At 39.0% G+C, this 13,455-nt stretch carries 12 protein-coding genes; 4 read left to right on the top strand and 8 right to left on the bottom strand.

What is annotated here, in order from left to right:
* Positions 1-69: 69 nt before the first annotated feature.
* From HCN54_RS07825 to rlmD, 6 genes are all read right to left on the bottom strand, one after another.
* Positions 70-1,302, bottom strand: a complete 1,233-nt coding sequence (locus HCN54_RS07825; RefSeq protein ID WP_167597259.1) for a M48 family metallopeptidase — start codon at positions 1,300-1,302, stop codon at positions 70-72.
* A 10-nt stretch (positions 1,303-1,312) separates the two neighbouring features.
* On the bottom strand, positions 1,313-2,119 hold the full coding sequence (locus HCN54_RS07820) for a TrmH family RNA methyltransferase (protein WP_205881706.1): 807 nt from the start codon (positions 2,117-2,119) through the stop codon (positions 1,313-1,315).
* A 28-nt stretch (positions 2,120-2,147) separates the two neighbouring features.
* The gene (locus HCN54_RS07815) at positions 2,148-3,068 is read right to left on the bottom strand and encodes a CPBP family intramembrane glutamic endopeptidase (protein ID WP_167597258.1); all 921 of its coding nucleotides are present in this window, start codon (positions 3,066-3,068) and stop codon (positions 2,148-2,150) included.
* Positions 3,069-3,147: 79 nt separating this feature from the next.
* Positions 3,148-3,888, bottom strand: a complete 741-nt coding sequence (locus tag HCN54_RS07810) for a DUF6048 family protein (RefSeq protein WP_240924963.1) — start codon at positions 3,886-3,888, stop codon at positions 3,148-3,150.
* Positions 3,857-4,354, bottom strand: coding sequence for a DUF6452 family protein (locus tag HCN54_RS07805; protein WP_072979260.1), 498 nt, complete (start codon positions 4,352-4,354; stop codon positions 3,857-3,859). The genes HCN54_RS07810 and HCN54_RS07805 overlap by 32 nt, the downstream gene beginning before the upstream one ends.
* A gap of 5 nt (positions 4,355-4,359) precedes the next feature.
* Entirely contained in the window at positions 4,360-5,772 is a 1,413-nt protein-coding gene (gene rlmD, locus HCN54_RS07800) for a 23S rRNA (uracil(1939)-C(5))-methyltransferase RlmD (protein ID WP_167597257.1), read from the bottom strand.
* A 259-nt stretch (positions 5,773-6,031) separates the two neighbouring features.
* On the opposite strand from rlmD, the gene rocD reads away from it, so the two are divergent.
* Positions 6,032-7,276, top strand: a complete 1,245-nt coding sequence (rocD, locus tag HCN54_RS07795; protein ID WP_167597256.1) for an ornithine--oxo-acid transaminase — start codon at positions 6,032-6,034, stop codon at positions 7,274-7,276.
* A 107-nt stretch (positions 7,277-7,383) separates the two neighbouring features.
* Here the strand turns inward: rocD and HCN54_RS07790 are convergent, their stop codons facing one another.
* Both HCN54_RS07790 and pepT read right to left on the bottom strand, forming a co-directional pair.
* Complete coding sequence (locus tag HCN54_RS07790; protein ID WP_167597255.1) at positions 7,384-7,887, bottom strand: FKBP-type peptidyl-prolyl cis-trans isomerase; 504 nt, start codon at positions 7,885-7,887, stop codon at positions 7,384-7,386.
* A gap of 74 nt (positions 7,888-7,961) precedes the next feature.
* Positions 7,962-9,197, bottom strand: a complete 1,236-nt coding sequence (gene pepT / locus HCN54_RS07785; protein WP_167597254.1) for a peptidase T — start codon at positions 9,195-9,197, stop codon at positions 7,962-7,964.
* 174 nt (positions 9,198-9,371) lie between these two features.
* On the opposite strand from pepT, the gene HCN54_RS07780 reads away from it, so the two are divergent.
* The 3 genes from HCN54_RS07780 (at position 9,372) to HCN54_RS07770 (ending at position 13,454) form a co-directional block, all read left to right on the top strand.
* Positions 9,372-10,385 carry a quinone-dependent dihydroorotate dehydrogenase gene (locus HCN54_RS07780; protein WP_167597253.1) on the top strand — a complete coding sequence of 338 codons (1,014 nt, stop codon included), beginning with the start codon at positions 9,372-9,374 and terminating at the stop codon, positions 10,383-10,385.
* Positions 10,386-10,476: 91 nt separating this feature from the next.
* Positions 10,477-12,414 carry a tetratricopeptide repeat protein gene (locus HCN54_RS07775; RefSeq protein ID WP_167597252.1) on the top strand — a complete coding sequence of 646 codons (1,938 nt, stop codon included), beginning with the start codon at positions 10,477-10,479 and terminating at the stop codon, positions 12,412-12,414.
* 173 nt (positions 12,415-12,587) lie between these two features.
* Positions 12,588-13,454: a hydroxymethylglutaryl-CoA lyase gene (locus HCN54_RS07770; protein ID WP_167597251.1), complete on the top strand. Its 867-nt coding sequence runs from the start codon at positions 12,588-12,590 to the stop codon at positions 13,452-13,454.
* Position 13,455: the final 1 nt, after the last annotated feature.

Raw genomic sequence — 13,455 nt, 5'->3', positions numbered from 1 at the left:
ATATCCTAAAAAAGCAAATGGATTTTGGCAGTGATTCAGGTTTGTCTGAAGAAATAAAAAGCATGTATTTTACCCTTTTAAGTTGCGGTAGCGCTGCAAGAGCGTGGGGTGCGAGTAATGTAGCTTTACGTAGAGCGGATGCGGCGTTAAATTGCTCAAACTGTTGCGGGATAATTTTTTTAGCGAACTGATCAATGGATCCCCGGCGTATGTATTTTTTGCAAAATTATCTGCTTGATATTCAAATTTGCGCGAGAGAACACTCATTAAAAAACCGGTGATTCCGCTTATTGGGCTGTACAAAATACCAAATGCAATAAGACCGATGTGAAAGCTGGGTTCAGCAACACCTAAAGCTTCAGAAAAAATGCTATTGCTGATGAAAATTCCTAAAAGCCACAACGTAAATCCTGTTAGAATTACCGAAGCAAATAAGTTTACAATAATGTGGTTTTTCTTGTAGTGTCCCACCTCGTGCGCCAAAACAGCAACGATCTCATCTTCCTCCAGATCATTGATTAGGGTGTCGTATAGCGTAATGCGTTTTTCAGAACCAAATCCTGAAAAATAGGCATTGGCTTTAGTGCTGCGTTTAGAGCCGTCGATCACAAAAATATTATTCAGTTTAAAACCAACTGTGGCCGCATACTGCTCAATTTTATTCCGAAGCGAGCCCTCTTCAAGCGGAGTTTGCTTATTAAAAAGAGGAACGATCAGCTTGGCGTAAAACATATTCATCACTAACGCAAAAACCGCAAAAACAATCCAGGCATACACCCAAAATAGACTTCCGCTTATTTGATAAAACCAAATGACCAGAGCGAGCAAACCGCCTCCCACGATTATGGTCATCAGCCAACCTTTGAGTTTATCTGCTAGAAAAAGCTTTGGTGTAGATTTATTAAAACCGAAGCGCTCTTCAATGATGAACGTCTTATAGTAGCTAAAAGGCGTTGTTAAAATATCAGACCCAAGCATAATAATTCCGAAGAAAATCAGGCCCACAATAATTTCGTTATCACTTATACTTCTGGCAATTTGATCTACGAAAGCAAATCCGTCAAAAACAAAAAATAACAAAGTGATCACAAGCATAAAACTTGAAGTAAGCGTGCTAAATTTTGCGTTTACCTTTTTATAATCTTGAGATTTCCGGTAGGTTTCTGAGTCGTAAACATCTGCCAGTTCCTGAGGAATAGGATCGTCAAAATGCTTAGCGTTAAGCCAATCGAGCATTTGATCTATCACAAAACTTAAGATGATAAATGCAATGATGATATAAAAAACAAGCGTGGGTGTCATTAGAGGAAATTTAAAGAGTAAAACCGCGTTGTCTGCGCGCTTCAAAAATAAGGATTGCTGCAGCCACCGAAACATTCATAGAGTCGAGGCGGCCCTGCATCGGGATGATGATGTTTTGTTTTGCAGCGTTACGCCATTCTTCAGAAAGGCCATCTGCTTCGGTACCCACAACTAGGGCAGAAGAGGTGGTGAAATCTTGCTTTTCGTAAGAAATAGCTTCCTGTAAAATTGCGGTGTAAATCGAAATGTTTTGGTGCTTCAGAAAATTAATAACTTCTTCTGTACTGCCTGTGGCCACTGGAATCGTGAACAAACCACCTACGCTAGAACGAATAATGTTTGGGTTGTACAGATCTGTACGCGGATTAGCTAAAATGAAAGCGTCAACTCCTGCCGCATCAGCAGTACGTAAAAGCGCCCCGATATTTCCGGGTTTTTCAGGAGCTTCGGCTACTAAGATCAGCGGATTTTCAGGAAGCTCAAGATTGTTTAAAGTATTTTGTTTTGCTTTCGCGGAAGCGATTATTCCTTCGGTTCCTGATCGGTAAGCGATTTTTTTGTAGACCTCTTCAGTAACTATAATTTGCTCAGTTGTACTCGAGATTTTAGTCTGAAGTTCTTCTAATGCTTCTGTTTGAGCAATTACAGGACAAAAGAAAATTTGAGTCAGTTCAAAACCTGCATCAAAAGCCAGATTGATCTCTCGGACACCTTCAATCAGAAATTCACCGGTTTTACGACGAATTCTCGACTTTTCTTGTAAGGCTACAAGGTGTTTTATCGTAGGATTTTGTGTGCTGCTAATTTCTTTTATCATAACGCAAAGATACTAAAGCCGGGGCAGCTTATTTCTGGTTACGCGTGCTGTCAACCACTTTTTTAAAAACATAATGTTCTTGAAGCGTTTCAAGAAATTTAAGTTTTGTATAACCGGAATCTTGCTTGCTCAGCAGGTGTAAATTGATCAGTTCGTTATCTCTAAGTTTTAGCGTGTCGCTAGTGTACAAACTGTCAACCAGCTTTTGTAAGCTATAATTTTGAGCTTCAAGGCATAGTAAATTTCCTTGTTGCGTGGTGTCAAAATGTAAAATCGAAGTTTCTTCCACTTCAAAAGCAAGTCCGGCAGCTTCTATCTTAACTGTGTCATCATCAACAAGCGGAATCATCACATTGTGATAAAAGAGAAAAGCCATCATAATTAAAATGAAATTATGGCTAAAATGTCCCAGTATCGCCCAAATAAAGCCAAGTTTTAGTCTGAGAAAACTAAAAATAATTCCGGCAAAGAGTTGCGCCCCAACGAGAATGGGTGACAATATAAAAAACCAAAGATCCACATTGCTGTAGTTAGACATATGAACAAAACCAAATGCTGCCGAAAATACATACACGATGATGCGGAGATGTTTTTTCCAGAAGGTTTCTAAATCAAGTTTAAAAAGGTAAGCGATGAGCCGCAAAAGGTAATTGCGTTTGTATTTTAATGGAAATCTAAATACGAATTCTTCAAGAATCGGCGGAACAATGGTGATCAACAAGATAGACATCCAAAAGCTGTACAATTCTTGATTGAGCACGTTTTCATACCCCTTGGTCAAGGGTTCAATAAGACTCATAAGAATCAAAAACAGAAAGGCAAAACCAAAGTCATAGATGATACCGGAAACTAAAAACTTTAGTTTTTCCCAAACCGAAATAGCGTAGGGGGTGTCATCCGGATTCTTGATGAAGGTGTTGATAATGCGTATGCGTGAACGTAATCCCATTCAGACGGTGTTAGTGAAAGTCTGCTTTTATTGATGTTACTTAAGGATGTTGCATACCTGAGGTGTGCTCCTTGATTATTTATTTTTTGAAAATAGGAATTAAATAGGAAATGGTGTAGCCATAGCCCGCGCCATAAACATTTTCAAAAGTTACTTTGTTGTAGCCCGGAGCATAAAGATTGGTGAAATTATCAGGCGATTTTTGAGATAAAATACGTTTTAATTGTACATTAAGTCCCATATACAAATTGTTGAATAACTCTACCTGAATTCCCATTTGCAGTTCTGCCCAAATTAAATTGAGATTAGAATAATTGCGTGGATCAGTGCGTACATCAGGCTCAAAAAAGGTATTGGTGGTGTAAATGGTATAGTTGTTTAAATCCTGATTAAAAGTTGAAAAACCTACGTGTAACCCCACGTAGATCAGGTTAGACATTCCTTCCCAATTGCTGTAAGCGTTGTAATTTATTCCACCTTTTAAATAGCTACCCTGCACCTGGGCATCATAAGTAGGCTCGTTAAAGTCACGGGTTTCTGTACCTAATTCCGCAGCTACATAATAGCGATCTTTTATTCTGAAATCCCCTAAAATAGCAAATCCTTGATAGCGATCATCCAGAATGGTTCTTAGCGGTTTACTCAGGTCAATACCTACGCGTAAACCGTATTTATTGGTTTTAGGTTTAGAAGCAAGGGAGTCTACCGCTGTTGAGTCGGTTATGCTTTCTTGAGTAATGCCTTGTTCGTCCTGAGCGCTAAGCGAAAAACCGGTCATCAGTAAACTACTAATGACGAATATATACCTGAGTAGTGTCATTATTAGTTATAGTTCTGGTGTTTATAATAATATCGTCTATCCAGCGCCCGTCTGAACCCGGATTATTCTGAATAGTAAGGTTTGAAAAACTCACCCGATAACCACAAGCTCTGCTTATAAATTCTTCTTGAGGTGTGTATTTAAAAGTCACTGTATCGGCATTGTTAGGGTCTTCAGCAGCCACAAGATTATTAGGGTTTTTTACAAAAACCAAAACGGTTGCGGTAGTATCTGTACGTAAAGGAATTTCTACAGTTGATGCGCTGGTATACGCCAAGCTGTCTGAGTTGTCCACTTTATAGATCGTGATATTAAGCTCCTTATCTTCGGTGGTGTTATCAGCATCTTGAAAGCCAATAGTGAGTACCGGTGTGGTGGGGGTGCTTGCTGCACAGATATCATCGCGCTCGCAAGAAATCGCGATGAGCGCAATGATAAAAACTAATAAAATCCCGTTTTTAAGCATGAGCTTTATTTCAGTTTTAGTAAAACTACGTTTTCTACGTGATGTGTTTGCGGAAACATATCTACCGGTTGAACGCGTTCTACTTTATAATATGGGTCTAACAACGCAAGATCCCTGGCTTGTGTTGCACTGTTACAGCTCACATAAACAATGCGATCTGCTTTAATTTTAATAAGTTGAGCGACTACATCTTTGTGCATTCCGTCGCGAGGTGGATCTGTGATCACGACGTCAGGCTGACCGTGCTGAGCAATAAATGCATCGTTAAATACATTTTTCATATCACCCACATAGAACTCAACGTTTTCTATTTCGTTTAATTGCGCATTTTCTTTTGCAGCAAAAATCGCATCAGGCACGGCTTCTACACCGATCACCTTTTTAGCCTTTTTGGCAACAAACTGAGCAATAGTACCCGTTCCTGTGTAAAGGTCAAAAACCGTTTCATCGCCTTTCAATTCGGCAAAATCTCGGGTAATTTTGTAAAGTTCGTACGCTTGTTCAGAGTTGGTTTGATAAAAAGATTTGGCGTTTATTTTAAACTTAAGTCCTTCCATCTCCTCAAAAATATGATCTCTTCCGGCGTAGCAAATAACATCTTGATCATAAATGGTGTCATTACCTTTCTCGTTGATCACATAAAGTAGCGAAGTAATTTCAGGAAAGGTTTCCTTTAAATACTCAAGAACCAGTTTGCGTTGAGCTTCGGCATCTTCAAAAAATTGAACCAAAACCATCAGTTCACCGGTACTGCTTGTACGAATCATAAGCGTACGCAGGAGTCCTTCTTGATTGCGCGCATTAAAAAACGGAATGTTGTTTTTTGTGGCAAACTCTTTCACGCCGTTACGTATGGCGTTACTGGGGTCGCGTTGCAGATGACACTTATCAATGTCCAGAATTTTGTCCCACATCCCCGGAATATGAAAGCCCAGCGCGTTGCGATCTTCAATAATCTCATCGCTTTGTATTTGCTTCAACGTAAGCCATTTGCTGTCGCTAAAGGAAAATTCCATTTTATTTCTGTAGAAGTAAATGTCTTTACTACCGCTAATAGGAGTGATGTCTGGCAAGTCAATTTTGCCCAAACGTTGCAGGTTGTTGACTACTTCTCGCTGCTTGTATTCCAGCTGATAGTCGTAATGCATATTTTGCCATTTACAACCGCCGCAGGTCCCAAAATGTTTACAAACCGGCTCAGTGCGCTTAGGAGAATATTCATGAATTTTTATCGCTTTGCCTTCGTAGTAGGCTTTGCGCTGCTTCATTGTTTGAATATCTACCACATCACCGGGTACCGCATTGCTAATAAAAATTACACGCCCGTCTGGCGCTTTGGCAATAGATTTCCCTTTTGCGCCGGCATCTGTAACCAACACATTTGAGAATATTTTTCTGGATTTCTTTCTTCTTGACACGCGGCAAAAATAGTATAAATAAGACGATCTGCAGAACCGCTTTTTAATATGTTTTAGCGAAATAATGCTCGGCGGGATATTTATGGATTATCAGGTTACACCGAAGCTTAATTCTTAAGTTTTCTGCTTTATTTTTAGTAATTTGCGATTTCTTAATAAGGATGATTTCTCTCCTTAATACGATGCTATGAAAAATGAATTTTCAAGAGTGCATCAAAAGCAGGAATCGTTGAAAGATTACCTTTAAAATTTTTACAAAATGACTACTGTAGATCAACTTACTTCACAAGAGGCGATTGCTCTTGAGGACAAGCACGGCGCGCACAATTATCATCCGCTTCCTGTGGTGCTAAAACGTGGCGAAGGCGTTTACGTGTGGGATGTAGAAGATAAAAAGTATTATGATTTTTTATCAGCATATTCAGCAGTTAACCAAGGGCATTGTCACCCGGCCATTGTAGGCGCAATGACAAAACAAGCCGAAGTGCTTACACTTACCTCTCGCGCTTTTCATAATGATGTATTAGGTCGTTATGAGAAATATGCTACCGAATATTTTGGGTTTGACAAGTTGTTACCTATGAATACGGGTGCCGAAGCGGTAGAGACTGCCATAAAAATCGCTCGTAAATGGGCGTATGAAGAAAAAGGCGTGCCTGAGCAAGATGCGCAGATCATTGTTTGCGAAAATAATTTCCACGGAAGAACAACAACCATTATTTCTTTTTCTAACGATGAAGATGCACGTAAAAACTTTGGTCCGTATACTCCTGGTTTTATAAAAATTGCATACAACGATGCGGATGCTTTAGAGCGTGCGTTGATAGAAAATAAAAATATCGCCGGATTTTTAGTGGAACCTATTCAGGGAGAAGCCGGGGTATTTGTACCTGATGAAGGCTACTTGGCTAAATGTAAAGGCTTGTGTGAAGAACACAATGTACTTTTTATAGCTGATGAAGTTCAAACGGGGATCGCTAGAACGGGGCAGTTACTTGCCGTAAATCACGAGAATGTAAATCCAGATATTTTGATCTTAGGAAAAGCTTTATCTGGCGGTGCTTATCCTGTTTCGGCGGTATTGGCAAATGATCCGGTTATGAATGTGATCAAGCCGGGACAACACGGTTCTACCTTTGGAGGAAATCCTGTTGCAGGGGCAGTTGCAATGGCTGCCTTGCAGGTTATTCAAGATGAAAATTTAGCAGAAAATGCCGAAGCTCTAGGGAAGCTTTTTAGAGCTAAACTCAACGAGTATATTGAAACGAGTACTATTGTAAGTTTAGTGCGTGGTAAAGGATTGCTAAATGCGATTGTAATAAATGATTCTGAAGATAGCAGTACGGCTTGGGATATTTGTATGGCTTTGAAAGAAAACGGACTTCTGGCAAAACCTACTCACGGAAACATCATTCGTTTTGCACCACCTTTAGTAATGAACGAAGAGCAACTTTTAGACTGTGTGAGTATCATTACTAAAACACTTAAGGCATTTGAAAAGTAAGCTATAAATGGTGCAATATATAAACTACCACAAGGTTTTAAACCTTTGGGTAGTATAAAAAAAAGGAGCGCAATTGGCGCTCCTTTTTTAATGCTATTCTAATAGCATTATTCTGTTGCAATGAGTTCGATGTCAAAGACAAGTGCAGTGTTAGGAGGTATTGGGCCTGCTCCAGATGCACCGTAAGCTAATTTTGCAGGCATTAATAGTGTTGCAGTTCCGCCTTCTTTCATTAAACTGATACCTTCTCTAAATCCTGCAATTACGTTGGCTAAATTAAATTCGATTGGGTTTACAGCCTGGTCAAAAACAGAGTCATTTAAAAAGTAACCCTTGTAAGTGACTGTGACGTTGGCACTGCTTGATGGTGTTTCGCCGGTTCCTTCAGTTTCTATCACGTAATATAAACCGCTGTCTGTACGTGTTGCCTCTAATTCGTTTGCTTCAATATACGCTAAGATTTCAGCTTCATTGCGCTCAAAGGCTTCCTCGTCTGTTTCGGTGATAGGTGTTTCGTAATTGGTATCATCTGTCCCGCAAGAGATAAGTGTAGCTAAACCAATACTTGCTGCAAATAATTTAAAATACGTTGTTGTGTTAGTTAACGTCATAATATGAAATGTGATTTTTTGTGTTACACATTCTAGACGCAAGATATTTTAAATGGTTGCTTCGGTTGCGGTAATTATTTTTTTGCAGCCAATTCTGCGATCTTAATGATCACCTCGGTCGCTTTGATCATACTTTCTACAGGTACATATTCAAACCTTCCGTGAAAATTGTGTCCACCGGCAAAAATGTTAGGGCAGGGTAAGCCCATAAAAGAAAGTTGTGATCCGTCGGTTCCGCCTCTAATGGGTTTGATTATAGGTTCGACATCAACGGCGTGCATCGCTTTTTCTGCAAGTTCAACAATATGCATTACCGGCTCAATTTTTTCCCGCATATTAAAATACTGATCTTTAATCTCAATAGAAATAAGTTCTAAACCATATTGACTGTTGATTTCCGCAGCAAGATTGTTAAGCACCTCTTTACGTGCTTCAAAATGCTCTTTATCGTGATCTCTTAAGATGTATTCAAGAACAGTTTCCTCAACATCTCCGTGAATTCCATTTAGATGAAAAAAACCTTCACGCCCTGTGGTATGCTCCGGAGTTTCTAAGCGCGGCAACGAACTGATAAAGTCCTGAGCGATGTGAATACTGTTGATCATTTTGCCTTTAGCATAACCCGGATGTACGCTTTTTCCTTTTACAAAAACCTTGACACCTGCAGCATTAAAATTTTCAAACTCGAGTTCGCCAATTTGACTTCCGTCCATTGTGTATGCCCATTCGGCGCCAAATTTTTCGACATCAAATTTATGCGCGCCACGCCCAATTTCTTCATCAGGTGTAAAGCCAATACGAATGGGGCCGTGTTCAATTTCAGGATGATTTTTTAGGTATTGAACCGCTTCCATAATTTCGGTAATACCGGCTTTATCATCAGCGCCAAGCAGCGTTGTTCCGTCAGTTGTAATTATAGTTTGACCTTTATACTCTAAGAGATCGTCAAAATCATCAGGAGATAAAATGATATCTAATGCTTCATTTAAAACAATGTCTTTTCCATTGTAATTCTCAATGATTTGCGGATTCACATTGGTGCCGCTAAAATCTGGCGTAGTGTCATAATGTGCAATGAAACCAATAGTAGGAAGCGGTTTTGCGACCGTGGCGGGTAGCGTAGCCATAATATACCCATTCTGATCAATGCTCACATCATCAAGCCCCATTGCAAGAAGCTCTTGATGCAGTTTGTTTGCAAGGTCCCATTGTTTTTGGGTGCTGGGCGTGCTAGAACTGTTTTCATCACTTTGAGTATCTATGGTTACATAGCTAATAAAACGCTTGATTAAAAGGTCTTTTTGGATCATAGGCAAATTTTAAACGAGATGGTTTTTAGGGTGTAAAGGTACTGTTATGATCAAAAAATAAAATACAGAGAATCAATTTTATAAAATATTTAATTCGTTCTATTAAGAACTGATTTTCTTTTTGAGTTGCATCACATAAACCTATTTTTGCACGACTCTAAAAAACTGACCTTTATGTATAAATCAATTATACGCCCACTGCTTTTTAATTTTGATCCAGAAGGTGTGCATCACTTTAGCTTTAAAAGCATTAAGTTGATGAAACGATTGGGGTTAACGCGATTAGTTAAGCCTGTTTTTAACATTGAGCATAAAGCTTTAGAGCGTGAGGTTTTTGGACTGAAATTTAAAAATCCGGTGGGGCTTGCTGCGGGTTTTGATAAAGATGCCAAATTATATCAAGAACTTTCAGATTTCGGGTTTGGTTTTATTGAAATAGGCACATTAACGCCAAAGCCACAACCCGGAAATCCTAAAAAACGTTTATTCCGTTTAAAAGAAGATAAAGCCATTATAAACAGAATGGGATTTAATAATGGCGGAGTGGCAGCAGCGGTTTCGCGCCTCAAAAAAAATAAAAATGTACTGATAGGAGGGAATATTGGGAAGAATAAAGTCACCCCTAATGAGGAGGCGTTTAACGACTATAAGATCTGCTTTGAAGCCCTTTACGATTATGTAGATTATTTTGTAGTTAACGTAAGTTCGCCAAATACCCCCAATTTAAGAGCCTTACAAGATAAAGAACCGCTTACCAAATTATTAGCGGGCCTTCAAGTGCTTAACAGCACTAGATCTCAAAAACCTATTTTACTTAAAATCGCACCGGATCTCACCGATGAACAATTGAATGATATCATTGAAATTGTTCAAGACACAAAGATCGCCGGCGTTATTGCAACCAATACCACGATTAGTCGCGACGGACTTCAATCTTCAAATAAAGAGGAAATAGGAGGTTTAAGTGGAAGTCCTTTACGTGATCGTTCTACAGAAGTCATTAGGTTTTTACATCAAAAAAGTCAAGGTGCTTTTCCTATTATCGGAGTAGGAGGTATCCACAGCCCACAGGATGCACTAGAGAAATTAGAGGCAGGAGCGAGTTTGATTCAGTTGTATACAGGATTTATCTATGAAGGGCCCTCATTAATCAAGCGTATTAATGAAGAAATTATAAAGCAGAGTTAAAAAGCTTTAATACATTTACGGGTTTTCAGAACCTAAGTATCAAAACCGCTTTTTTGCGTTCAAAAACATACAACCTAAATCTACCAATTTAGTGAACTTAAAGTTTAAGAAGTCCCTAGTAATCACGCAAACCATCAATTGGTTTGTATTGTTGACTATTGTGGCTACTGTAAATCTTTATAGTCAAACTCCCCAAATAGACTCTTTAAAGCAAGAGTTGAAAAAAGCAGCGAACGATACGATTCGCAGTGATTTTAATGAGCGCATTGCATATGAGTATTTGTATTATCAACCCGATAGTGCCAAGCGCTATATTGATAAGGCTTTAGAGCTCGCCCAACTCAACAACTACCAGCGTGGTATCGCAAAAGCTTATAATAGAATGGGAACCTATTATATCGTCACTTCAAAATACCCCGATGCTATCTTGGAATTTCAAAAGGCGCTTCCGCTATATAAAGCTAAAAACGACAGTTTAGGCCTGAGTGAAAGCTACGGGAATCTTGGAGTTCTCGAATTTTATCTACGGGATTATGAGTCTTCTGAAAAGAACTTCAGGCAGGCATTGGATTATGTAGATTCTGTAAATAACAGAAATCAGTACATAAAGTACATAGTAAATTTAAGTGGTGTATTTAGGGAAAAACGAGTTCTAGATAGTGCCGTTTACTATTCAAAAAAAGCCTTGAACCTCATAAAGGGAGGAGGAGACCCTAGAATCGCCGGGGTTGCCTATTTTAACTTAGGAACCGCTCGCTATTTTTTGGGTTCGTACGATGATGCGATCGCTAATTTAAATCTGGCATTACAGACTTCCAATTTTCCGGTGCAGTTTCAATGTTTGGCAAAATCGTATATCGCGCAGAGTTATACAGCGCAGGGTAGATTAGATGAGGCTGCTAACGAGCTTTTGGCTATTGAGCAGCAAGTTCTTGATTTAAAAGATCAGTACGTTATTCTAGCCTATTATGAGGCACGGCAGAAACTGCATGAAGCCAATAATAATACTGCTGAAGCATTAGCATATGCGCAAAAGTATATTAAACTCAATGATGAGATCCACAACAGAGAACAATCTAATATTCTTCAAAACCTCAAGATTCAATTTGGTATTGAAGAACAACAGTTAGAAAATGAATTGCTACGTAGCGATGCCGAAATGCAAGCGCTACAGATCAAACACCAGCGCTATGCTATCATTGGTATTTCTGTTTTAATTGTTTTATTGTTCTTGCTGCTATTTATCCTTTACCGAATGTACAGCTATAAAAAAAGCGCTAATCGCATTCTTAAAAAAGAGCAGCAGGTTTTAAATACGAGTAATAAAAACCTAACCGCGATTAATCATCAGAAAAATAACTTATTCTCAATAGTTGCGCACGATGTAAAGAGCCCCGTAGCGGCGGTGTTGAGCAGTATTAATTTGCTGCATAACAATTATAAAAACTTTACTTCTGAAGAAATTGAAGCCTTGTCTGAAGAGCTAAAGAAACAAACATCTAATCTTTATTACTTAATTGATAGCGTTTTACTGTGGGCGAAATCACAAATGAATGGTTATAAATTTATAATCTCTGAAGTGCACCCGCATAAAGTAGTAAGCGAAGTTGTTGAGGCTGAAGAGGTTTTTATAGAGCGTAAAAATCTTAAAATTGACTGTTTAATTCCTAAGGAAGATATCATTTTTACAGATCGTCAAGTAGTCATCGTGATTATGAGAAATCTGCTTAGCAATGCGATCAAGTTCACACCTGCAAACGGCAAAATAACTTTTAGTGCAAACCGCACTGCAGAAGTTTACGAACTTTCTATTTCTGATACCGGTGTGGGAATTTCTAAAGCTGACCTAGACAAAGTATTGATTAAAAAAGAACGATTTTCGGTAAAGGGCACAAACGATGAAGCAGGTAATGGTATTGGTCTTATTTTATGCCAGGAGATTGCTCATCAAATAGGCGGAGAGATCCTTGCTACAAGCCAACCTGCCAATGGTTCTACGTTTACGTTAAAACTTCCGATCATAAAATAAATGATCTTGATAATCTTTCGAGCTAAATTTTTCCATTAGCGGAAATGAGCAAGGAAATCCTAAACCAAATGCGTATTAACCGGATGTTTATGACCTTAATAAGAACTAAAATCTCTTATGAAAATTTGCGCTTCAAGCAGTTTGTGTATCTTTAAATTCTTTAAAAGAGCTTAATGTCAAAACCGGTTAAAATAATAGAATGTCCCAGAGATGCTATGCAGGGTATAAAGCAATTTATTCCTACTGAAGCAAAAGCGCAATACTTGCAATCGCTGCTGCGCTGTGGCTTTGATACCCTTGATTTTGGCAGTTTTGTGAGTCCGAAGGCGATTCCACAAATGGCAGATACGGCTCAGGTTTTAGACCGATTAGATTTGAGTGCAACAGCAACAAAATTGCTCGCCATCGTGGCGAACCTAAGAGGCGCTCAAGATGCTGTGCAATTTGACCAAATAGCGTACTTAGGCTATCCTTTTAGTATCTCCGAAATTTTTCAAATGCGTAATACGCATAAAACTATCGAAGAATCGGTAGTGGTTCTTTCTGATATTTTAGAGACCGCAACTAAACACAATAAAGAAGTAGTTACGTATTTAAGTATGGGTTTTGGTAATCCGTATGGTGATCCTTGGGACGTGGATATTGTAGGAGCCTGGACCGAAAAATTAGCAGCAATGGGAGTGCGCATTATTTCACTTTCGGATACTGTAGGATCTTCTGATGCTCAAACGATTGATTATTTATTTAGCGAATTGATTCCGGCGTATCCTCAAATCGAGTTTGGTGCGCATTTACATACCACGCCAAATCAGTGGTTTGAGAAGGTCAACGCGGCGTATAAAGCGGGGTGCAGGCGCTTTGACGGTGCGATTCAGGGATTTGGTGGGTGCCCAATGGCAAAAGACGAACTTACCGGTAATATGCCTACAGAAAAAATGCTTTCCTATTTCAATTCAGTTAAAGTAGATTCTGGAATCAGACCAATGAGTTTTGAGTCGGCACACAACGAGGCTTCTAAGATCTTTCATAATTATCATTAGG

This window comes from Leeuwenhoekiella sp. ZYFB001, from assembly GCF_011784865.1.
Taxonomy (GTDB): domain Bacteria; phylum Bacteroidota; class Bacteroidia; order Flavobacteriales; family Flavobacteriaceae; genus Leeuwenhoekiella; species Leeuwenhoekiella palythoae.
Note: the sequence above shows the minus strand (reverse complement) of the source record. Positions and strands in the feature narration are given on the sequence as shown.